This window comes from Psychrobacter sp. YGAH215 (assembly GCF_007280595.1).
Classification (GTDB): Bacteria; Pseudomonadota; Gammaproteobacteria; order Pseudomonadales; family Moraxellaceae; genus Psychrobacter; species Psychrobacter faecalis.
This window is the reverse complement of sequence record NZ_VKLR01000011.1, coordinates 51,040-73,452: the sequence shown is the minus strand read 5'-3', so window position 1 is coordinate 73,452 and position 22,413 is coordinate 51,040. Positions and strand designations below refer to the sequence as shown.

Genomic DNA, 22,413 nt, shown 5'->3' with positions numbered 1-22,413 from the left:
TATCAACTAAAAGTTAGTTATTATTGCCATAGGCATAACTATAATGATAGCTATACTTACTTAGTAACCCCTGCTGTACATCGTTTAAGATAATACCGTCTACTTTAATATTAGCTTTATTCATTTGATTGATCGCATAAACTAATTGGCCTTCGATGGAATCTTCATATCTGGTGACCATCAATACTTTGTCAGCGTGCTGCGCTAATATCATAGCATCGGAGGCTGCTAATACAGGTGGCGAGTCGATAATAATATAGTCGTAATGCAGATTTAGTTCTGTCATTAAATGATCAAAGCGACCATTGGCCAATAGCGATGCTGGGTTACGAGGATTCTCACCTCGAGGCATAAAGTCCATATTTTCAATGCCAGTCGGATGAATAAACTCAGATATATCACTACCATTCAACCCTGATGTCTTATCAATGTCAATCAATGGATTATTAAATCTTTTGGTTTGTTCATTGCTTTGCGATAAGTAATCTGCTAAGCCGTTAGCCTGACCCATATTAAATACCTTATGCAACTGTCCTAAACGCATATCAGCATCCATAATCAAGGTTTTCTTATTTAATTGTGTAAACACCTCAGTTAAATTAGATGAGATAAAAGACTTACCAACGCCTGGACTTTCACCAGTAATCAATATAACCTTAGCTCTTTGAAAACCTAAACCTTCAGAGGGCATACCGAATACTAGGTTAGTTCTTAAGCTTTTAATAGCTTCATAGCTGATACTATTATTGTCTGCATATGCAAGTAATCTACTGTTAGAAGACTTCTTCTTATTTAGTCGAGTTATTATTGGTGATCGAGGGATCGTCGCAATAACAGGTATTCCAGTTTTAGCTTCAATACGCTCAGGGTCTTTGACCACATTTCTTAGCATGTTCTTGATAAGAACCAACATAGCACCGAGCATAGCCCCTAACAATGAACCCAAGACAATAATTAACAGCTTTTTAGGAGCGATAGCTTTATAAGTACTGATTGGTAAATCAATAATTCGAGCGAAACCTAATTGGCCTGCTTTAGCAATCTGTAATTGTTGATAATTTTTAAGTAGCGTCAGATAGATCTCTCTGTTAATTTCAGTATCTTGCGAGAGCTTTAAAAACTCTCTTTGTAGTTCAGGTAAGCCTGCAATAGTGTTATCAATAGTCTGTTTTCTATCGTTTAATACTTTTAATTGCTCATCAATCTGAATGACTAAAGGATGCTCTTCAGTATAGTAAGTTGTTAGATCCGCCTTTTTAAGCTTCAGCTCATTTAGCTGTACATCGATATTAGAGTTCTCAGTCAGGAGTAGCTCAGCTTCTTTTGAAACATCGATCGTGCCATATTTTTTACGAAACTCATTGAATACGCCTTCTGCATCCTCAAGTTTTTTCTTAAGAAGAGGGATCTGGGTTTCCATAAATTTGAGAGTTTTAGTTGTCTCTTCAGAGCCACGAGACTGGTTTTGACCAATGTACGATAGGATAATATCTTTAAGTATCATACTGGTTTGCTGCTGATTAGCACCTGTCATCGACAGCTCGATAATGCCTGTTTGTTTACCCTTTTCAACGACCGACAATGACTTATTAATGTCATCAGTAGTCGTTTGTAATGACTGTTTAGTAATACGAATAGTATGATTATCAGTTGGCAAGTCATTGACCGTAATATGGATTTGGCCGTCTACACCGCTAAATTTTTGCGGCTGATTTAGTTTACCTTTGAAGTCATCAAAACCGTTAGTTAGAACAAAGTCAGCACCTTCTCGGCTTAGAGTAAAGGGCTTATTTAGATAACCTTGAGAGACGTTGAATTCACTAATCCGCACTTGGCCTTCTGTTGTTCTTAGAGCAACGCCCTCAGGTGAATTTATTTGCGTATGAGTACGATCGCTGACTATTTTATCAATAGCACTAACCTCAAGATCGGCAAGTTTGATACGCAAATGTAGCTTGTCTACTACAGGTTCTAAAATCATTCTCGAGCGAATCAGCTCAGCCTCAGTCTGCGCTTTACTATTTTCGGTTCCTAATAAATCAGAGATATTCTCACCTAATGCTGGTAGCCCTGATGATTTTTCATCAATTTGAATTAGCGCATCAGATCGAAAAGTAGGATTAACATAGCGACTGTAAAGTATGCCAATAACTAACCCTAGCAATATGAAGAACAGGATAGTTTTCCATCCACGTAATAGCGCTAATAATAGAGCCATTAAATCAATTTCATCGTTATCACTATTACTAGCGTTATCGTTACTAGGCTTCGACATTTTTTGTGAATCTGTATTCATATTTATATATTCATCGCTTAAGGTTAATCACTTTATAACAGAGGATTTACAACCAGCACTATTTATAATGTAGAACCGAATATTTAATTAACTTTATCAGCCCATTGCTCGAGACTCTTAACAATATCTTGATAGGCTGTCTCAAAGGCGCTCATTTCATGTTTATAAGGATCCGCAATGTCTTTGTTCATCCAATGACCAAGCTTAAAGGTTTTACCACGGCAAAATGGCCAGCGCTCTTCGATCCACTTCGTTTGTCCATCTGACATAGTAAAAATAATATCGGCTGTTTTTGCCAAATTCTCATCGATTTGCTTTGCGACATGATTAGTAATATCGATTTCTTGTTTAGCCATAATCTCTAACGCAGCAGGATCGGCAGAGTGCCCGACTAAAGCACCTACACCGGCAGAGTCAATATTTTTATTTGGGAAGCGCTGTTTTAGTAGCGCTTCTGCCATAGGGCTACGACAAATATTACCCACACATACGACTAAAATATTATTAAACGCCATAACTGTTATTACCTATAAGCCTGAAAGAATACTAACTGCTGAAGTCGATGGTAGTATGGCACTGATAACACGATTCCAACGTGTCAAGCCAGTAGGATCAACGTATACAATGTCATTAGGATGCATCTCGAAACGATTAGCAAGCGCAAAGCTAGTAATCGTTTGCATATCTACATAGTAAATATCTGTCGTTCTCGTATTTAAGTTGTCACGCACAACGTATATCTTAGCCGCATTTGCTGTATTAGAATCAAGACCTTTAGACTCGCCTAATACTTGCGCCAAACTGATGCCTTGCTCTTTAATAGGTACAGGCTCTACACGGCCAAACTCTCCTAAAACATATATCTTATTACGGTCTTGGCTATTCACATGAATGGAATCACCATCTTGTAAATATATCTGATTGGCAGACGTGCCAAGTTCGCGTAAGGACTGTAATCCAATATTGTAGCTTATCCCTTTACGATTAAATACAATATTGTTCGAATCTCCCGTAGGTGTCGCTCCTCCAGCCATAGAGATTGCACTGTATAACGATACTGGTTCATCATTAATTGGGAATTCACCCGGTTGTTTGACCTCACCATCAATAAAGAATTTATTGCCACGGTAGTTAACGATTTTAACCTGTGGGTCTGAATACTTAAGATAACGCTGCAGCTGTTTTTGTAAATTGGCGGTAAATTGCGGTACGCTCATGCCACTAGCTTTGATACGACCAACCAATGGAAACTGTACAAAACCTTGTTGATCAACAGGAAATCCTGAAACATAAGGGTTGCTGCTATCACTAGCCGCTAAAGGTGTTATATTCGGGTAGCCTGTCAGGACTATACTCAAAATATCGCCTTCAGCAATACGATATTCTGCTCGTCCAGAGCTTCGTATTAATTGAGCTAAATTACTATTTGGTATAGCCGCTTGTTTCGGCGGTAATGTTGCTAGGTTCAATGGCTGTATATTAAAGTGCAATCCATTTTCAGCAATGAATGTACCATTAGGTGGTAGCTCACCTGCTTGCAGACCAGCATTGATACTAGAGCAACCCGTGAGTATGCTAATTGCAAGTACAGACGCCACACTTAATAGCTTTGATGAATTGAAAAACATAGAGAAACCTTTATAAATCACAGATATAAGCAGCGTCTAGCAAAAAGTACAGTTTAGACAACCATAATCGAGTATTACATTAACCACAAAAAAACAAGGCAATAATACCATAAGTGGTTAAAGATTGGACAGATAAGGTAAATTTTTTGGAGGAATTAGGTAAGAGTAACAATCAATTTATATTTACTTTTCGTCAGATATATCAATCTCGATTGAACACATAACCACGTAATAAAGCCTAACCTACCAATAATAATAGCCTTAAAAGCTAATCTTAAACATCACTTCAATAAATAGCGTATAATACTCAGTCCAATTTCATACATTGAGAAATGTAAACCCACCGAAACAAGGATAGCATGATGAAAGATGAAAAACTGCAAAAAGCACTCGCCCGCATGGGACTTGGCTCACGTCGGCAGATGGAAGAGGTCATTAAAGCAGGTCGCGTGACCGTCAATAATGGACCCGCAACCATCGGCGACCGCGTTGAACAAGGCGATGAGATTCGTGTTGACGGTCGTCAGATCAAATATACCGCTGAAAATGAAAAGCGTCGTCGCGTCTTAGCCTATTACAAGCCTGAAGGTGAAGTTTGCTCGGCTAATGATCCAGAAGGTCGTCCAACGGTATTTGAGCGTTTACCAAAACTGACTCATGATCGCTGGGTCATGGTTGGGCGCTTAGATATTAACTCGACTGGTCTGCTATTATTTACCAATGATGGCGAAATGGCGCATCGCTTAATGCATCCGTCTAGCGAAGTCACCCGTGAGTATGCCGTACGTGTACTTGGTGAAGTCACTCCTGATATCGCCCGTACTCTAACGGCTGGCGTCATGTTAGAAGATGGCATGGCACAGTTTGAAGATATCAAAGAAGGCGGCGGTGAAGGCGTCAATAAATGGTACCACGTCAGACTAAAAGAAGGTCGAAATCGCGAAGTGCGCCGACTGTTTGAGTCACAAGGCCTTAAAGTGAGCCGTCTATTACGTACGCGTTACGGGTCGATTGCGCTGCCAAAAGAGCTGCGTACCGGTCGCTTCTTAGAGCTCGATAAAAAAGACATCAATACCTTAACCGATTTGGTCAGTCTACGCCCACGTCACGGTACTGGTTTGCATGGTGCAGCTAAAGAAAAGCAAGAACGTATCAAAAGCAAGCCACTCAAAGCGCGCCGTGTTGACAGTCGTAGCGATAACCGTCCTAGCAGTGCTAAACCTAAAAGCAGTGGCAGTCCTGCCAGTCGCGGTTCACGTAATACCCGCGATCGTAACAACAAGCGTTAATCTGTCACAGGTTAATCCTAGCTGATAAAAAAGCGGTCAATGACTGGTTCATTGACCGCTTTTTTTATGCATTTTTATGCACTTTTTAAGAATATCCCTAACTTAGAAATCAGTCGTCATGACTATGAATATAATTTTTCATCACTCTTAATTCTTGTAGGTGTTGCTCTTCCATTCGCTCTAACAACCCATCTAAGCGCTGCTCAATGCTGTCCAATACCTCTTGTAATAGCCTATTCGCCTCAGTCTGCTTCTTTCCATTTTTAGTATGATTGCTTACATTGATATTTGCTAAATGATAATGACTGACCAACATTTCGGGTAAGCGGGTATGCAGCATTTTATGTAAGACAAATTGTTGCTCGTTAATAGCTGAAGTTACATTTTGCGCTTCTAACTCGTTTTGGTAGTTGTGATAGTTTGCTACTTTTTTATCAATACCCTGTAGTTGACGTAACTGCTTATCTGATAAAGCTCCTAGATGTTTTTCATTTAAATTTAGCTGTTGCCAATTGAGAGAAGTTAACAACAGGGGCGCATTACTATCTTGATAAATCAGCACGCCTGGAGTAATACCAACCATTCTATGCAATGCGTACCAGCCCTTTCTACCCAAATAAAAGACGCCGACAGTGGTAATCACACCAACGCCTATTAATATACTCATGTCACTTTACTCTTCTTTAAACCTATTTCAGCATAAACATTTAGACCCGGGATATTATCACTGTTTCTCATTTAGAGCTTAATATCTTCTACATCAGTTTCTCTACCAGCTGGGTTTTCAATTGCTTGGACTTCAACAGCGCTATTATCAATTTGTTGTAGTCTAGAATTGCTAGTTGGATTATTAAAACGCTGCTGTAAGTATCGATTGGTCGCCAGTAGCTTTTGTCCATCTTGATGATAGGACGCATTCAGCAAGTCATCAAACTGGGTATTAATCGTCCTAAGCACTTCTAATAGCGCCTCTTTGCCCGTGACATCAGAATGCTCAATTTTCGTGGTATCAGCAAGGGCGCCGTTCCCAACATCTAAGTCATGCAAGCGGCGATAATCGGCTACGGCTAGTGGCACATGCCTATCCATTAGATTTTGAATCATAACGTAGGTTTCATTGACGGTATCTTTATCATCAATTTTACCATCGTTATTGGTATCGCCATAAATAACCCGCAGCTTTTCGCCCTTATCATTGATTTGATCCAGCGCTGCTTTGACCTCAACTGGCAAGCTTTTTTCAGGAATATAACCCAATTGCGGCATCGCTTTATACTCAAGCATTTTGGGTGCCGTGATTTTTTTGATACCACGATATCCAAGGTACAACCCAGCTGCTGGCAGTACGCCATATAAAACAAACATCACGAACATCGCAGTCAGTTGGGTCATTTGGGTATCCTTGTTGTTTAGCAGAAATGATTGGCAAATTTATTGTTATTTTCGATAATACTTAATCATTATTATTAAACAAAAAAATAAGGCTGTATTAAAGCCTTATATTGTTATGTATTGAACCGATTGTGTTTATAGTTATTTTCAAACAAAACAGAAACATGAAATTTTTACGCGACACTGGAATAGTCCTCGTTAAATTCAAGTTAGCTTTGGGTACGGCTTTTGACATAACGGTGCGTTGAAGCCAGTTTGTTCATCACCGTTTGATGTAATTCTTCTAATAACTCGTCAAGCTCGTAATCGATGTCTAAAAACAAATCCGTGAGCATATCGCCAGCGGTCATTTTTCCTTGGACGACATTATTTTTAGTGCGATGCGGGCTAAAGCGTTGCAGCTGCTCATAATGATGCAGCGCTTCAGGGATACTTTCAGACACCAGCTTATCAATGACAAACTGGCGCTCATTATGTTGCTGCTGTTGCTCGGCATTGAGCTCGCTACTCCATTCACGGTAACGCTTTAGCTTACTATTAATCCGGTCTAATATGGCGACCGCTTCAATCGGCATGGCATTTAGGGTGGCTGCATCGACCACATCAACAAGCTCAGTCATAATCGGACAGCGTCCATGTTTAAGATACCATAAGGTATCTGGGTCAAAAGGAGGTCTATTGGTCGGGCGCATTTGCGCACGATTGGCTAGATAGCGATCGGTCAATGGCGTCGGCGTGCGGATATCATTCACTTGTGCTAAGGCATCACAAATACGCTCGCTACGCTGCGGCTCGCTAAGCGTATAATTGGAAGCTGAAGTACCCATGCTTTCTTGATTATCGCGACTATCGCCATGCTTATTTGCATTATCAGAAACTTCTTTAGCGGCAGCTTGCTGAGCATTTTTGGCAGCGATGGTTGGCAGGTCATCCTGGGCTTGCCCGAACGACTGTAGCATTCTTGTCAGACTTATGACCATGACCTACCCTGCTCCTCGCTTATTCTTTATTCATTGCTGACTAATATTTCTAAATAGTACTGATGACTTGGTAGCATCTATTGCAGCAAACACATTGCATTCGACTATTTTATCCCTTATCTTAACAGCTTTTTCGGGCGCTGCCAGTAAGCAAACGTCACCGTTTCGATTGTTAAAGGATAAGGCCATTATCATGAACTTCACCGATTATAGCGCCGGGTTTTTGCTTGGTTTATCCTTGATTATCGCCATTGGTTCACAAAACGCCTTTGTCCTCAAACAAGGACTGAAACGCGAACACATATTTTTCGTCTGCTTATTTTGCGCCATCAGTGACGCGGTTTTAATTTCTGCTGGTGTCGCTGGCTTCGGTGCGGTCACAGCGCACTATCCACAAGTTGTGAACATCGCTAAAATTGCTGGCGTCGTATTCTTGCTAGGCTACGGATTACAAAGCTTATATGCTAGCGTACGTCTATCACATGCACTCACTGTCGATGGTCAAGTGGTCACCAGTTTAAAAAAAGCCCTGCTATTATGCTTTGGCTTTACTTGGCTCAACCCGCACGTCTATCTAGATACATTGGTGCTGGTCGGCATGGTTTCAACCGGTGCCAGTAGTAAATTGGCCTTTACAGTCGGCGCGGTCAGTGCGTCGTTCTTTTTCTTTTTTGCTTTGGGCTATGGCGCGCGCCTGCTCAGACCTTTATTTGCCAAACCAAAAGCTTGGAATATATTGGATGCTTTAGTAGGCGTCTTAATGTTGTATTTGGCTTGGCATTTATACCAAAGCTAACATCTTGTTTAGTTTATTAACGCTAAAAACGAAAAGACCAAATACGCTTAAAACATATTTGGTCTTTTATTTATCAAAGCAAGCATTTATGCTAATTTTTTACGCTTTTTAGGTTTAACAAAGGTTAAGTTTAAAAAGTGCTCAAGCGAATCATCGAGAATATCCAACCAAGGTTCTGGCAACTCAGGTGACATCGTTCCTGTCAAAGTAGAACGATAGGCCTTTTCTCGAAAGGTCATGATGTTCTCGGCTTTGTCCTTTTGCCATTCTTTTAAAATCTCACCCTGCTCTTCTACCGCGAACTCTGGATAATCGGTGGCATTGGTCAAATCGCGAATATAAGCGGCTTGAAAGTCAATTGAATCACTGACCGTCACACATTTGGCATACGTTGCGAGCCATTTTTGCTCGTCTGCTTCACGCGCTGCCAAATCAGGCAATTCGATATCACCCATTATCACATCACGTGCATACCACGCTTGCGCATCAAACATATTAAAGGTGAAATACTGGTCTTGCATGCCTAAATAAATCAGCTTTGGATTTGGCTGCCAAAAGATACCTTTGTACAAGTTGGCTGGATACAAGCAGTTGTGCGTCTGCAAACGTAGCTCATCTGGCATAAACGGGAAATGAAATAAATAACCGGTGCACATGATAATAGCGTCAAACTTTTGGCTCGTACCATCGGCAAAGTGCGCGACATCGTCTTCAAAATGCGTCACTAATGGCACTTCTTTAATACCTTCTGGCCACTCATAACCAAGCGGTTGACTACGATAGCTGATGGTCACAGATTTGGTGCCATATTTGTAGCACTGGGTACCAATATCTTCGGCAGAATAGCTACTACCTACTAATAAGATATCTTCATCTTTAAATTCTAAGGCATCGCGGAAATCATGCGCGTGCAAGATACGACCTGGAAAGGCTTCTAAACCTTGAAAATACGGCATATTTGGCGTAGAGAAATGACCCGTTGCTACCACGACATAATCAAACTCTTCGACTTCTTGCTCGTCGGTTTTATGATTCATAACCGTCACGGTGAATTTTTGCGTTTCATCATCAAACGACACCCAGCGTACGGGGCACTCAAAGCGGATATATTTCTGGATGTCTTGTTTATCGATACGGCCCATGATGTAATCTTTTAGGACTTCACGTGGCGGATACGATGGGATGGCTTCACCAAAATGCTCATCAAATGAATAATCAGCAAATTCTAAGCATTCTTTGGGGCCATTTGACCATAAATAGCGGTACATACTGCCATGCACGGGCTCGCCATTTCTATCTAAACCAGTACGCCAACTGTAATTCCACATACCACCAATGGCGTTTTGCTTTTCATAACATACGATTTCAGGTAAGTCTTTTACCCCGGCTAAACGAGCCGCTTCAAAGGCACGTAACTGTGCCAAACCACTTGGACCCGCCCCTAAAATTGCCATTCTTTTCTTACTCAAAACTGACTCCTATAATATTGTTGTGCTCCTATCATAACATATTTGTATGGATAACGTTTTTAATGCAGACTTTTGGTGATTAATTGAAATTGGTACAAGCATTAGCAAGATATAAAAAGGTGTTACTAAACAACCTTTTAGGATAGGTCTTAGTATTTTTCAGCAACTAGGCAGTTTTGTCTGCTTTAGGAAGTTTTAGCCTTTGGCCCAATAATAAAAAGACCATGTTTTTTTACACGGTCTAAAAGGATACAGTTATATTTTAAAAGAGAAGAGCGTAAAAAAGACAGGTAAGAACCACTAGAGAAGTAAGTGGCAGAAAAGCAAGGTGACAATTACACTAAGTCAGGAAATAAGGTACGTAGGCCGTTAACGATAATCTCGATAGAAACTGCTGCGAGCAACATACCCATAATACGACTCATGATATTAAGTCCAGTATCGCCCAATAAACGACTGATACGACCGGCAGCCATTAGCGCCACATAACAAAATAAGCTGATAAATAAACCAGCAATCAAAATCGCAGAGACTTGCAAAATACCGGTGACCTGTGATGAATAGATAATCACCGTCGAGATACCGCCAGGTCCAATCATCATGGGAATGGCAATCGGAACTACGGCAGCAGCCATCGTTGGCGGCGCACCTTGCAAATGGTCAACATCAAAGTTTTCTTGATCGGGCTTAACCGGGTTACCTTCGCCATTCATCATATTTAGGGCGATTAAAAATACCAAGATACCACCTGCCAGCTGGAACGAACCAATCGAGATACCCAACGCTTTTAGGAGCGTTTCACCTGCTAAGGTAAAAAAGCTGATGGTGATAAAAATCGTTAGGCAAGCGACGCGCGCTACTTTACGGCGGTTATTTAGCGAGTAGCCGTGAGTTGAATCCAAAAACAACGTCAAGGCGCCAAAGGGATTAATCAGTACCATAAAGGCTAAGATTATCTTGATAATTTCAGTATCCACTGAGCGCTCGCTTATCTATTGGTCAAATCGGTCAAAAGATAAGGTCGCTATGCACAAGTACAGGCATAGACGACCTTATAATCGGTAGCAGCGGCATTGTAGCATAGCCAGATAAGCCTATTAAATCATTAACTTCGCTTAATGTCTCGTCCTTACCAATTCAATAGCATATCCGTACAAATCTGCCTTTTAATAACTTATCTAACCGAGATTTATGCCATAAAATTAATCAAAAGCTTTAGCATCGATGTAGACCGACCGTTAATCTTAAGCGCTAAAATCGAGGCCAATATCTAATGCTGTCGTACTGTGGGTTAAATAACCCATCGCGATAAAATCAACGCCTGTTTTTGCGACTGCTTGCACGGTTTCAGGGGTTATACCGCCTGAAGCTTCGGTTTTGGCGCGACCCTTACACATGACGACGGCTTCTGATAATACGTCAGGTGCCATATTATCTAACAGTACCAAATTCACGCCGGCATCTAAGGCTTGCTCTAACTGCTCTAACGTATCGACTTCAACTTCTATCGGAATCAGGTGGCCGGCAAAGTCTTGCGCTTGCTGAATGGCAGTTTTGATGTCACCGGCGATAGCAATATGGTTGTCTTTGATTAAAATTGCATCATCCAATCCCAAGCGATGATTGCGCCCGCCGCCGCAGCGTACGGCGTATTTTTGCACAATGCGCAAACCAGGTATGGTTTTACGCGTACAAGTGATTTGCGCCGGATAGTCGGCAACGCTATCGACAATTTTTTTGGTGTCTGTCGCAATCCCACTTAGATGGGTCATAAAGTTAAGCGCAGTACGCTCTGCGGTTAATAAATTCCGCGCGTTACCACGCACTGTTGCCAGTACCGTACCCGCCTCAACCGTTGCACAGTCATTGACTTTGGCAATAAACTCGATTTGCTCGTCAATCAAAGCAAAAGACAAACGCGCCAAATCCATCCCACATATCACGCCCGCTTGCCGCGCCTTAATCTGTAGTTGCGCTCGCATATCAGCAGGAATAGTCGCTTGTGATGTCACATCACCGCGCCTGCCCAAATCTTCCGTTAAGGCCGCTTCTACCAAAGGTTTAAGCAATACTTCAGCCAATGCTGGCTCTTGTTTAACTGTCATGTTTGACCCTTATTTTGCCTGATATTTATATGCGTTCTATGCACTTAAGAAAATATAGTTAATTAAACTCAAAATGAGCATAAATATAGCGCAAAGTACAAAGCCTCGCAAGAAAAGGGTGCAAATTAATAAAATCAACCAATCTGATTTAGCTTTAATATGAGTATTTAGCGTCAGTATAGGAAGGCTTATGCAGTTGATGCTATTTTCGTTTAGGCAATTTACTATCCATGAGTAGGCTTTGTAGCTCAATATCATGGCGGAAGCGATAAAGCTTGGCAGGGCGACCGCGCTGAGCGCTACTACTCTGCCCTGTCTCCATGACGAGTTTTTGTGAATCTAGCAAACGACGGAAGTTTTGCTTATGTAAAGGTACGCCTGATAACGCTTCAACGCTTTGTTGCAGCTGCGATAAGGTAAACACGTCCGGCATCAAACCAAAGATAAGCGGTCGATATTCAATCTTGGCACGCAGCCTTGAGATAGCGGTGGCAATCACGCGGCGATGGTCGTAATACATCGGTACGCCTATTAACTGCAACCAATTTGTAGGCAACTTCATTTGGTAACTTGGCGGATAAGTCGGTGCTTCAGGGATTAACCCTGCTTCATAAAGCATCTCATAACGCAGCAACACATGCTCAGCAACCCATTCTCTATTTTCATAAGCTTTATCAGCATTTGGTGCTTTGTCCGTATCTTTAAACCTATCAACGTCGAAAGTTTCCTCACTGATTCCCCAGCATAAACCAATACGTTGACGGCGGCGCTGCTGGACAACCGTTTCTGCTGCGCTATCTGCCCAGCTTAATAACGCCGGCACAATATGATTCATAATCATACTCGGCATACCATCCAAGTGATTTTCCCACGGAAAATAATCGTACCAATCACGCCATAATGCTTGGCTTGGCAGCTCCTGCATTTGCGCTTCTTGCACCAAGCCTAGGTAGCTCACATAGACAAGCGCATGGCCATCGACATTGCGTCTATTGGTATCGACAAAGGTATAAAGCTGCTCTAAATAACCAAGTGGCTGCTGCGTTTGCTCCTCGACCCATTGACGTACGCCCGCTTGCAAGGAGCGATGTAATGGCATCAATGGCCCGTTGGGCAAGAGCTTGCCTTGGTCAACCGTCAAAACGCGCGCGGTGTGCTCGGTAATCGCTACCAACACGGCGACCACTTCTGTGGTGCCGCTACCTTGTTGATGCGAATGCGAATAAGACAACGTCATGGCTTTAAAGGTTTCCGTTATGTTTAAACGTAAAATGAGCGTTTTTAAAATGAAGTGTTTATAACCATGCTTAGTATAGCGTGAATCGAAAACTATCATAGCCTGCCGTTGTAAATAGACGATATCGGAAGCAATAAAAAAGACAGCGAGCAAGGTAAGTTTTGACGAATTACGTATCATTTTAGAAGCAGGTTATAAAAAATACTTGTATTTATGCTCAAAATGAGCATAATTATTAAAACTTGTTATTTAACCACATTTAACTGACTCACTTTTAGCGGCTATTGGTTTGCCGTTATCGCAGCAAAGGTTTGCACTTATGAAAACTTATCCATACGACGCGCCCATCATGAGCACTGATAATCGCATTGCGACTCAGATGAATATCGAATACGCCAAAGCGAAAATCCCAGCGGATTTGCCACGTGCGGAACGACTTGCGGTTGAAGAGAATATTAAGCAGCTATTAAAAGAGCATAATGCGGTATTGGTTGCGCATTACTATGTTGATCCTTTTATCCAAGATTTGGCCTTGGCAACCGGCGGCTGCGTTGGTGATTCGCTAGAGATGGCGCGCTTTGGACAAGCGCATAGTGCGCAAACCTTGGTCGTCGCTGGTGTGCGCTTTATGGGTGAGTCGGCGAAAATTTTAAGTATGGAAAAAACAGTACTGATGCCAGATTTGGAGGCTGAATGCTCACTTGATTTGGGCTGCCCTACTGATGAGTTCTCTGCCTTTTGTGATGCCCATCCTGAGCGTACGGTGGTGGTTTATGCCAATACCAGCGCTGCTGTGAAAGCGCGCGCCGATTGGGTGGTAACTTCGTCGGTTGGTATCGATATCGTCCGTCATTTGCATAATAATGGTGAAAAAATCATTTGGGGTCCTGATCGTCATTTGGGTAAATACATCGCTCAAGAGACTGGCGCGGATATGCTGCTCTGGCAAGGTTCGTGCCTCGTACATAACGAGTTTAAAGCGACTGAGCTGCTGCAATTAAAAGAGGAATACCCAAACGCCAAAGTATTGGTGCATCCTGAGTCACCTGATAGCGTCGTAGCGCTGGCCGATGTGGTCGGTTCAACCAGTAAGCTGTTGCAATCAACGTATGAGATGGATGCCGATACCTTTATCGTTGCTACCGATTTAGGCATCTTACACGAAATGCAAAAGCGCTCGCCACATAAGCGCTTTTTAGCTGCGCCAACGGCTGGTGAAAGCGCCAGTTGTAAAAGCTGTGCTTTTTGTCCATGGATGGCAATGAATGGTCTACAAGGTATTGAACAGTGCTTGACTAATCGTAGCGGTGAAGTACTCATGACGCCTGAGCTGGCAGCAGCAGCTAGAAAACCTTTACAACGCATGCTTGATTTTGCCGAAGCGCAAAAACAACGTGTGACTGCGAGCGGCGATATCGTCAAAGACCGCGAATTGTTTGCCAATGTGGGAGCGGCATAATATGAGCGAGGCATGGTTAGCGGATAAGGTGAATACTCATAATTCTACGGATACTATCCAGACAGATGTACTTATCATTGGCGCTGGACTTGCCGGTTTAAGTACTGCTCTTGCCTTGCCAAAATTGCTGAATATCACTATATTAAGCAAAGCAGCAATGGAAGTTTGCTCAAGCCATTATGCCCAAGGTGGCATTGCAGCCAGTCTAGATAAGAATGACCGTGTCGCTGACCATATCGCTGACACACTCATTGCAGGCGCAGGTTTATGCGAAGCTGATAATACCAGCAGTATTTTAAGCGCTGGACAGCAAGCGGTGCAATGGCTGTGCGAGCAAGGTGTGCCCTTTACCATGATTCCCCAGCAGGAGAGACACCAGCATGATAATACAAACTCTATAGCGACATTACAGACCAGTAATTTGCATTTAACCAAAGAAGGCGGTCATGGCTGTCGGCGGGTCGCCCACGCCGATGATGCAACTGGTCGGCATATTATGGAAGCCTTGATTGTAAAAGCGCAAGCTGCGTCCAATATTACTATCTTGCCCTATCATGAAGCACTAAGCCTGTTAAAAAATAGCGCCAATCCAAATAATCAGTGCCAAGGTGCGCTTGTTTTTGATCATATACATCAACGTAAACTTACCTTTTATAGTCGCGCGGTTGTCTTAGCCAGTGGTGGCTTGGGGCAATTATTTAAGCGTGCCAGCGCGCCGAACGTCTGTGTCGGCGATGGTGTTATGATGGCATGGCAAGCGGGTTGCCGTTTGGCAAATCTAGAGTTTATCCAATTTCATCCAACTGGTTTGGCATTTGGCGATAGTAGCTTTTTGATATCTGAAGCACTACGCGGCGAAGGTGGACGATTATATTGCCCGCAGACAGGTAAGCGTTTTATGCTCGATATTGATAGGCGTGCAGAGCTGGCTCCAAGAGATATCGTTGCGCGTGCCATCGCTGAGCAAATTAATCAAAATGGGCTTGGTTATGTCAATCTTGATGTCAGTCACTTGCCAGCGGCATTTTTGCGCGAGCACTTTCCACAGATTTATAAAACCTTATTCGAACTTGGTATTGATATCACAAAACAACCTATCCCCGTTGCCCCGACCGCTCATTATAGTTGTGGCGGTGTGGTCACAGATGTCAATGGCGTAACCGATGTGGTAGGACTTTATGCGGCGGGTGAAGTCGCTTATACAGGTCTGCATGGTGCCAATCGCTTAGCGAGTAATTCACTTTTAGAGTGCGTGGTGGTTGGGCGCAATATCGCTGCTGACTTACCGCGCTATTTAGCAGCAATAGGAACGCTAGAAACAACTTTACCTGATTCTGATTTAAATGAATCAATCTATGATACGTGGACAGCGCCAACGCTTAAAAATAGTCAGCGCATTACTTTGCCATCGTCTGTTGAATATGAAAGTAACTGTAATAAAAATGACAATCACAACATCCACGTCAATATAAATGCTGATATCACTGGAATAACCGCAGGATTAAAAGCTTTGATGACGTCTCATATGGGCATTACCCGGGATGCTAAACAATTAGAACAAGCACTTTTGCAAATACAGCAATGGCAACAGCAGCTTAACGGCTATGACTCTAATCAGTTAGATATCGATAATAAAGATAACCCTACTATTCTAAATGAGCTGCCCTACTTTCAGTTAGCCAGACAGTTGCAATTAGCGACCTTAGTTATCGAGTCCGCTTATCAACGACTTGAGAGCCGCGGTGGCCATTACCGAAAAGACTATCCCAACTTAACGAGCACACCTCGGACCAGTGTGATTGAACCATTATCAAAGTTGAAAGAGGGTGGTATCGATTGGTTGGTTCAGCCTATAATCGATGATACAGAGGCTGAATCGGTATATACAGTTGCTAACGCCTAACAGCAATTAAGCGTTGCCACTTCAGCCATAAAAAAAACGGTGGGTTACCGTTCTATATCGACCTCAAAGTGCTAAAAACATGGCTTCTGACTTACGGTTTGTGATGGTTCTAATGATAGTCGTGAGTTCGGTTTGGGCTATGCTTGCCCTACCTAGCTTGCGTCAGCGCTTACCGAAAATCTACTTGATAGCACGCTCATGGTGGCTCATGTTAGCAGCGCTTTGCGCTTGTTATGTTATCGCTAAGATAACTGATAATAGTCAACACCTACACTCTCGCACATACCCCTATCAGTGGTTGCTGATCGCTTTTTTCTTGCTAATTGGTGTGCGTGGCGGCTACGAGATTAAACGATTATGGCACCTACCTAGTAAAGCTAGGCTTATTAGTAAACTTCAAGCGCGTGGCTTGCAACCAAATACTCAGCCTTTTATCAAAACCCCTTGTGATTCTAAGCGAGCCTATACACGTTTAAAATTCCTAGACTTGCTGTTTAGTTCTGTCTTTATCGCATTGATTATCAGCTTGATTGCCTTACAGCAATTAACGTGGCAGCGCGAACAATATGGCATTTTGTTTTTTGTATTATTCGCCAGCCAATTTAATGATATTGCCCAGTATTTATGCGGACGATTGCTTGGTCACAAAATCTTTAAGCGCAGTCTTGCTCCAACCATCAGCCCGAATAAAAGTATCGAAGGTGCTCTCTTTGGCAGTGTATTAGCAGCGATATTGGCCACACTATTAGGCATCTGGCTCACTTCTTTTAGCTGGTGGATTTGCTTATTGGCCGCCTATGGTTTAGCGGTAAGTGGTATCGCTGGAGATTTATTAGAATCCGCCTTTAAACGTCAGCACGGAGTAAAAGACACGGGTACTATGCTCGCTGGACATGGCGGCGTATTGGATAGAATAGATAGTCTGCTGATTGGTGTGCCATTATTTACCTTGTTTTATTGGCTGCTTGGCTAAGCTGTTATCAAGTGGTTTTATCCAATTTACTACGCAATATCCAGTTAAGCAAAGGCTTAGGTACGTGATTGAGTGCCCGAGTGATATAGCCCATAGAGCGTGGAAATATGGCCAACTCAATATCTTTATCAATTGCCTGCATAATCTTCTCAACCGCCGTTTGTGTCTTTATTATGAATGGCTTATGGCTAGCATCACCATTATTTAAATCACGTAATGCTTGGGTGTCGATATAGCCTGAGGCGATGCAGTTTACTTGGATATCATAAGGCGCAAGTGCTGCTCGATAGGCGCTAGCATTGGCAATCATCGCACGTTTGCTTTTGGCATAAAGACTGGCGTAAGGATAATCCATTGTGCCGGCGATAGAAGCAATACAAATTAGGCTTAGGCTGCTGTTTTCGTTGAAATCCAACGCACAGCTTTGCCGCCTTAATTGCTCACTTGCCCATCTAAAAACCTGCTCAAACGCTTGCAGATTAATCGCGAGCATTTGATCGCTGTCTGCTTGACTCAGATGGTGAACACGCTCATTGGTATAACTACCCGCACTATAAATCACTCTTTGAAAACTGATATTTGACAAGCTCTCTAACAAACTTTGTGTTTGCGCGTTATCAGTCAAATCACAGCAATAAGTAATAATGTTAGGATGCTGACTATTGGTATTATCTATCTTCTCCATACTATGACCAACCACGCTCACTTGCCAGCCAAGCGCCTGATGATGCAGCGCCAGTGCCAAACCAAGTCCACTCGTACCGCCGAAAACGATGATATGCGATGACTTATGAGCTGAAGTAGATTGTATAAGGTCTTTCATTTGCGAACTCATAGCCCGTGCTGTTGTATATAGTCAGTGGTACGCTGATAGCCATACTGCCATTGCGCCTGCATTTGCTGCACAAAGCCATCATAGTCACTGTGAATCAGCTCAACGGTCATTTGTCTGATGTTAAAACGCTTTTGTACATGCTGCCTTGCCAACTGCTGAGCATTATCTGCAAAAGGTAACCAATGTAGTTGATTCACTCGAGGACTGGTTTCAACAGAATCAGCGCGTGGCAGCGTTTCTGTTGAATCAAAACCCTGCACCTGTGCCAAACGCTCGTTGGGGTCAAAACCAAAAACACGTTGAATGGCTGGTGCGGCAAGCCATGAATCATAACCCGCCTTGGTTTCTGCAAATACGCTATGACCCAATTGACACGCCAGCTCAATGGGTGTGAGATTAATCACTCCGCCTAAACACCAACCAAGGGCTGCGATATGCGTCGGTGGTAGGTAATACATATCTGCCATAGAAGCACGAATCGCAGGGGCAAAATCCCATTTGGTCAGCGTTCTGACAGACTGAGTTATACGTCCATTAGCAAATGTATGAGCCGGTGAATTCAGTTTTTCTGCAATGAGATCTAATACTGCCAATCGCGGCGGGGCAAATAATAATTCTTGTAGCCTAAAATCATTGTGAACAGAATTACTAGCAGTAGTCCCTTGATTAGCTGTTGGATGCAGGCGACTGGCGATAATGGCTATCTCTGGCGCGGTAGGATTACACAAATTATTATTGTGCTTGAGAGAAAAACCAGACAACTCGTCAAGCCATTTTTCTTCCTTATCAACTCGAAACATCGCTAGCTGCTGCAATTCATCCAAAATCCGCTCATAGTTATCTACTTGCCGCAGTCTTTGTCCGTTAGCTTTTTGTTTTGTGAGTCGCCAGCGCTTGAAAGCCTGAGTCATGCAACGTATTTTTAATCGCTTACTTACTTCGTCTGGCGCGACATGTCTGATGGCAGTAATGACACGATACAACTCACGACTGCACATGAGCTCCTGCAAATCCCTGGGATCGGGCGCCAAATTAACCAAATAAGCCGATAGACTACCACCGCAGGTGCCAACAATCATATCCGGCGTCAAATCATGAGCCACCAATGCTGCATAGCTACCTAAATAATAGCCAAAACGGGAACCGCCCCCTGAAAAAAGCTGTACACGCTCATAGGGTTTGGCATGCGTATTATTCATGATTGGTTGAGGCGACTTTAATTGCCAATGACACGGTAAAAATACCAAAGCGATCAATACGCATCGCTATTTTTTGAAAGCCAGCATTCTCAACCAACTGATCCATCTCTGCTTGTGAACGACAACGCATCACCCAACTGCTGCCACGATGATTGTTTAAGGTTTTACTGATAAATTCTTGTTCAGGATGCCAAGGCTGATTGGTATAAAGCAAATAACCACCAGATTTTAAACTATCGTAAATGCCTGCCAAAGCCGTCGTTGGTAGCATATTGTCAGAAAACAATTCAAAAACACCAGAGGCAATGGCGATATCGAACTTTGTTTCATCGGCACTGCCAGTCTCTTTCTGCTCATTAACATAACTGGCAGGGTCAAAGGCATCTTTTTGACAGGCAATCACGCGATCAGTAATTTCTAGCTGCTGCGCTTTCGACTGTAACGCTTGAATATTATGCTGCTCATAATCACGTAGCTCAGCATGCAAGTCTGCAAATTCTGTCAACAAATCAAACGCATAAAAGCCATACCCACTAGCAATATCTAGCAATCTTGGTTGGTATGACTTAGCACTATTTTGGTTCTTATTTTCAATATCTGCTAAAGCTTGACGTGTTAGCTCTAATATATGCTCACGGCGGATACGAATCCCTTGCCAGCCGATATTGTTTAAGTAAAATTTATCGACTGCCCGACCAAATTTATTCTGACCACTCGGCTGATTGTAATAGACATGATCGAGCGAATGACCAGAATCAAATCCATGCGCAAGCCCTGTGGCAATGGCATCGCTGACATGACCAAATTTTTGCATGGCAAATCGGGTAATGGCAAAGCTTGGGTTAAAAGGTTTAATCGCTAAGCGATCAACCTTATCCTTACTGGCACTATTTAGATGAGCGGCGCTCAAATCCGATGCTTTAACGTCCGTACTGAATACCTGCTCAGCGAACTCGATACAATCAGCGAAGACGTCTGCTTTATTGGTTTCATGAAAGATCGCATGATAGCTGTCTGGATATAATTGCCAACGCTTAGTAGTCGTATTAATCGCGTCATAAAAATCGCGTTCAGCCTGCTTATCGACCACATAATCCTTGCCTGCGCACAATACAAACGTCGGTACGGTAATGGCACCAGCATCATCGAGCAAGCGTTGACCCGTCGCATGAGTATCAATGAGCAAGTCAGTCGAGATGCTATTGGAGATAAGCGGGTCGGCATTGTAGGCGTGCTGTGCGTCTTTATCATGGGTCAGCACTTGCGCTTTGACGTAGCTACTCACGCGTGACATCAGTCCAAGCGCGCGAGCCACCTTTAACGACGGTATGGCAAAGGGTAGATACAAACGAATCTTCAATGCAGGTGTACCCAAAATCATCCCGCGGATATTGGGCGCGTAATCATGTACCCATGCTGCCGCGAGTACCGCACCGATACTACTGGCGATGAGTAAAGTATCGTCAATGGCAATGCCAGTTTGAGCAACGACCAATTGCACAAAGTCGTTTAAATCGCGCTCTAGCTCGGTGACGCTCTCGGCATGGTCTTTGATACCGCCTGAGCGCCCATTACCGCGTGCATCCCAAGCAAATACCTGATAGCCAGCCGCAGCAAACTGCTGTCCTAACTCTTCCAATCGTCCTGAATGCTCATGACCACGATGTAACAGAATGACTTGGCGCTGTTGTGTGTGTTGCTGACTGATTTGTTTTATAGCCTCTAGAGGTATCGTCAGCCAGTAACGATAATATATTGCCGTGCCATCATAAGCGTTATAACTACTTTCACCATGAATAGTTTTGGGTGAGAACTGCTTTGATGAAGGTTGCTTTGATGAGAGTTTCTTTGATGACGTCTTTTGGGATGGGTATTTATGATTACTATCGTTAAGCAGATTTATTTTATTTTCTGCATTATTAGAGGTCGCTGACATAATATTGGATTCCAAAAGAGAAGCATTAGTAGAAGAATGAGGTAAAGAGTTATGAGCGATGAAACCATCAATGATGCCAGAAGAAGATTTTACATGATTGGAAAAGTTTGAATGATGACAAGTATTTAAGGCACTCAGTGTTGATTTCGGCACTGGCGGTTTACGCATTACGTATAAATTCGCCATATAACGCAAGCGATTGAGGCAAGTCTTTAAGAGCATTGCTTCTGTCAGTAGGCACAGCTGCCCTATTCTTATAGGTGATAGCGATAACGGTACTTTGACACCAACCAAGATGCCAAGCACACCCAGCAAAAAAGCACGGTCACTTTTGCCTAATGGCCCATGGTTGGCTCGAGTACCTAGCGCTGTATTACTGGCTATGCCCAGTAGCTCGGTACCAATACTAAAACCAATCAAACCGACAATATGGCGCTGACTGTGAGATAGGTTTTCTGCGATATTTATCAGTCCAACGGGCGTTTCTTGATTATCAATATGCGGCAACAGACTGGCCAATAATGCTGTATCGGCAACAATATCGCCCAATTCATTAAGCACTGCACCAAGTTTGGATGCCTGCCCGTGCTCACGCGCCATCATACCATCAATAGCATTGAGCGCCATACGCACAAACAATGATGACGGCATTAACAGCCATAGCGCTTGATTTCTGGCTGCGGGCTTAGCTATCACATAGGCCGTTCCCACACTCAACAATACTGCTGAAACCGTCACTTGGTTGGCGGTAACACCTTGCCCAGCTAGAGTATCGCTTATAGGACGCAATTGATCTTGGAATTGAGACTTGAGTTGATATAGCGACATAATACATGCCAAAACGTTTGATGCCTTCAATGTAGCAACAAAAGTTTGTCAGGTAAAGAATAACCAGCCACTTAGAGGTCATTTACTA

The 22,413-nt window shown here is 43.0% G+C and carries 18 protein-coding genes; 5 read left to right on the top strand and 13 right to left on the bottom strand.

What is annotated here, in order from left to right; translation table 11 throughout:
• Positions 1–13: 13 nt before the first annotated feature.
• The 3 genes from FOR85_RS06695 to FOR85_RS06685 form a co-directional block, all read right to left on the bottom strand.
• Positions 14–2,296 carry a GNVR domain-containing protein gene (locus FOR85_RS06695; RefSeq protein ID WP_144297253.1) on the bottom strand — a complete coding sequence of 761 codons (2,283 nt, stop codon included), beginning with the start codon at positions 2,294–2,296 and terminating at the stop codon, positions 14–16.
• Positions 2,297–2,379: 83 nt separating this feature from the next.
• Positions 2,380–2,811, bottom strand: coding sequence for a low molecular weight protein-tyrosine-phosphatase (locus tag FOR85_RS06690; RefSeq protein ID WP_144297252.1), 432 nt, complete (start codon positions 2,809–2,811; stop codon positions 2,380–2,382).
• 12 nt (positions 2,812–2,823) lie between these two features.
• Positions 2,824–3,924, bottom strand: coding sequence for a polysaccharide biosynthesis/export family protein (locus FOR85_RS06685; protein ID WP_144297251.1), 1,101 nt, complete (start codon positions 3,922–3,924; stop codon positions 2,824–2,826).
• Between the two features lie 362 nt (positions 3,925–4,286).
• Between FOR85_RS06685 and rluB the strand changes: the two genes are divergently transcribed.
• Positions 4,287–5,213 (top strand): 23S rRNA pseudouridine(2605) synthase RluB, encoded by a 927-nt coding sequence (gene rluB / locus FOR85_RS06680; RefSeq protein WP_144297250.1) that lies wholly within the window; start codon positions 4,287–4,289, stop codon positions 5,211–5,213.
• Between the two features lie 109 nt (positions 5,214–5,322).
• Here rluB and FOR85_RS06675 read toward each other — a convergent pair whose 3' ends face one another.
• From FOR85_RS06675 to FOR85_RS06665, 3 genes are all read right to left on the bottom strand, one after another.
• Positions 5,323–5,880, bottom strand: a complete 558-nt coding sequence (locus FOR85_RS06675) for a hypothetical protein (RefSeq protein WP_144297249.1) — start codon at positions 5,878–5,880, stop codon at positions 5,323–5,325.
• A gap of 71 nt (positions 5,881–5,951) precedes the next feature.
• Positions 5,952–6,605, bottom strand: a complete 654-nt coding sequence (locus tag FOR85_RS06670) for a hypothetical protein (RefSeq protein ID WP_144297248.1) — start codon at positions 6,603–6,605, stop codon at positions 5,952–5,954.
• A gap of 209 nt (positions 6,606–6,814) precedes the next feature.
• A complete protein-coding gene (locus FOR85_RS06665) occupies positions 6,815–7,585 on the bottom strand; it encodes a hypothetical protein (RefSeq protein ID WP_223808552.1) in 771 nt (256 codons plus the stop codon).
• Between the two features lie 193 nt (positions 7,586–7,778).
• Here FOR85_RS06665 and FOR85_RS06660 point away from each other — a divergent pair, with 193 nt between their 5' ends.
• Positions 7,779–8,381 (top strand): LysE/ArgO family amino acid transporter, encoded by a 603-nt coding sequence (locus FOR85_RS06660; protein ID WP_144297290.1) that lies wholly within the window; start codon positions 7,779–7,781, stop codon positions 8,379–8,381.
• An 86-nt stretch (positions 8,382–8,467) separates the two neighbouring features.
• Here the strand turns inward: FOR85_RS06660 and FOR85_RS06655 are convergent, their stop codons facing one another.
• The 4 genes from FOR85_RS06655 to FOR85_RS06640 all read right to left on the bottom strand — a co-directional run bounded on the left by FOR85_RS06655 (position 8,468) and on the right by FOR85_RS06640 (position 13,192).
• Positions 8,468–9,850 carry an NAD(P)-binding domain-containing protein gene (locus tag FOR85_RS06655; RefSeq protein ID WP_144297247.1) on the bottom strand — a complete coding sequence of 461 codons (1,383 nt, stop codon included), beginning with the start codon at positions 9,848–9,850 and terminating at the stop codon, positions 8,468–8,470.
• Between the two features lie 335 nt (positions 9,851–10,185).
• Positions 10,186–10,827 carry a MarC family protein gene (locus FOR85_RS06650; protein ID WP_144297246.1) on the bottom strand — a complete coding sequence of 214 codons (642 nt, stop codon included), beginning with the start codon at positions 10,825–10,827 and terminating at the stop codon, positions 10,186–10,188.
• 267 nt (positions 10,828–11,094) lie between these two features.
• Positions 11,095–11,955, bottom strand: a complete 861-nt coding sequence (gene nadC / locus FOR85_RS06645; protein ID WP_144297245.1) for a carboxylating nicotinate-nucleotide diphosphorylase — start codon at positions 11,953–11,955, stop codon at positions 11,095–11,097.
• Between the two features lie 202 nt (positions 11,956–12,157).
• Positions 12,158–13,192 carry a hypothetical protein gene (locus FOR85_RS06640; protein ID WP_144297244.1) on the bottom strand — a complete coding sequence of 345 codons (1,035 nt, stop codon included), beginning with the start codon at positions 13,190–13,192 and terminating at the stop codon, positions 12,158–12,160.
• A 319-nt stretch (positions 13,193–13,511) separates the two neighbouring features.
• Between FOR85_RS06640 and nadA the strand changes: the two genes are divergently transcribed.
• The 3 genes from nadA (at position 13,512) to FOR85_RS06625 (ending at position 17,527) form a co-directional block, all read left to right on the top strand.
• A complete protein-coding gene (gene nadA, locus FOR85_RS06635) occupies positions 13,512–14,651 on the top strand; it encodes a quinolinate synthase NadA (RefSeq protein WP_144297243.1) in 1,140 nt (379 codons plus the stop codon).
• A gap of 1 nt (position 14,652) precedes the next feature.
• Positions 14,653–16,554, top strand: coding sequence for an L-aspartate oxidase (nadB, locus tag FOR85_RS06630; RefSeq protein WP_223808551.1), 1,902 nt, complete (start codon positions 14,653–14,655; stop codon positions 16,552–16,554).
• A gap of 79 nt (positions 16,555–16,633) precedes the next feature.
• Entirely contained in the window at positions 16,634–17,527 is an 894-nt protein-coding gene (locus tag FOR85_RS06625) for a phosphatidate cytidylyltransferase (protein WP_144297242.1), read from the top strand.
• Between the two features lie 7 nt (positions 17,528–17,534).
• Here FOR85_RS06625 and FOR85_RS06620 read toward each other — a convergent pair whose 3' ends face one another.
• Genes FOR85_RS06620 through FOR85_RS06610 form a run of 3 tightly spaced genes read right to left on the bottom strand, consistent with a single transcriptional unit; the run spans position 17,535 to position 22,325 of the window.
• Positions 17,535–18,350, bottom strand: coding sequence for an SDR family oxidoreductase (locus FOR85_RS06620; RefSeq protein ID WP_190295511.1), 816 nt, complete (start codon positions 18,348–18,350; stop codon positions 17,535–17,537).
• Positions 18,351–18,358: 8 nt separating this feature from the next.
• Positions 18,359–19,561: a patatin-like phospholipase family protein gene (locus FOR85_RS06615; RefSeq protein ID WP_144297240.1), complete on the bottom strand. Its 1,203-nt coding sequence runs from the start codon at positions 19,559–19,561 to the stop codon at positions 18,359–18,361.
• A complete protein-coding gene (locus FOR85_RS06610; RefSeq protein ID WP_144297239.1) occupies positions 19,554–22,325 on the bottom strand; it encodes an alpha/beta fold hydrolase in 2,772 nt (923 codons plus the stop codon). The genes FOR85_RS06615 and FOR85_RS06610 overlap by 8 nt, the downstream gene beginning before the upstream one ends.
• Between the last annotated feature and the right edge of the window lie 88 nt (positions 22,326–22,413).

Bases quoted from the DNA above. Each gene is read 5' to 3' on its own strand.
- FOR85_RS06685 (WP_144297251.1), bottom strand. From the start codon at position 3,924: ATGTTTTTCAATTCATCAAAGCTATTAAGTGTGGCGTCTGTACTTGCA.
- nadA (WP_144297243.1), top strand. From the start codon at position 13,512: ATGAAAACTTATCCATACGACGCGCCCATCATGAGCACTGATAATCGC.
- FOR85_RS06610 (WP_144297239.1), bottom strand. From the start codon at position 22,325: ATGTCGCTATATCAACTCAAGTCTCAATTCCAAGATCAATTGCGTCCT.
- FOR85_RS06675 (WP_144297249.1), bottom strand. From the start codon at position 5,880: ATGAGTATATTAATAGGCGTTGGTGTGATTACCACTGTCGGCGTCTTT.
- FOR85_RS06690 (WP_144297252.1), bottom strand. From the start codon at position 2,811: ATGGCGTTTAATAATATTTTAGTCGTATGTGTGGGTAATATTTGTCGT.
- FOR85_RS06660 (WP_144297290.1), top strand. From the start codon at position 7,779: ATGAACTTCACCGATTATAGCGCCGGGTTTTTGCTTGGTTTATCCTTG.
- nadB (WP_223808551.1), top strand. From the start codon at position 14,653: ATGAGCGAGGCATGGTTAGCGGATAAGGTGAATACTCATAATTCTACG.
- FOR85_RS06620 (WP_190295511.1), bottom strand. From the start codon at position 18,350: ATGAAAGACCTTATACAATCTACTTCAGCTCATAAGTCATCGCATATC.
- FOR85_RS06695 (WP_144297253.1), bottom strand. From the start codon at position 2,296: ATGAATACAGATTCACAAAAAATGTCGAAGCCTAGTAACGATAACGCT.
- rluB (WP_144297250.1), top strand. From the start codon at position 4,287: ATGAAAGATGAAAAACTGCAAAAAGCACTCGCCCGCATGGGACTTGGC.
- FOR85_RS06625 (WP_144297242.1), top strand. From the start codon at position 16,634: ATGGCTTCTGACTTACGGTTTGTGATGGTTCTAATGATAGTCGTGAGT.
- FOR85_RS06640 (WP_144297244.1), bottom strand. From the start codon at position 13,192: ATGACGTTGTCTTATTCGCATTCGCATCAACAAGGTAGCGGCACCACA.
- FOR85_RS06670 (WP_144297248.1), bottom strand. From the start codon at position 6,605: ATGACCCAACTGACTGCGATGTTCGTGATGTTTGTTTTATATGGCGTA.
- FOR85_RS06615 (WP_144297240.1), bottom strand. From the start codon at position 19,561: ATGAATAATACGCATGCCAAACCCTATGAGCGTGTACAGCTTTTTTCA.
- nadC (WP_144297245.1), bottom strand. From the start codon at position 11,955: ATGACAGTTAAACAAGAGCCAGCATTGGCTGAAGTATTGCTTAAACCT.
- FOR85_RS06665 (WP_223808552.1), bottom strand. From the start codon at position 7,585: ATGGTCATAAGTCTGACAAGAATGCTACAGTCGTTCGGGCAAGCCCAG.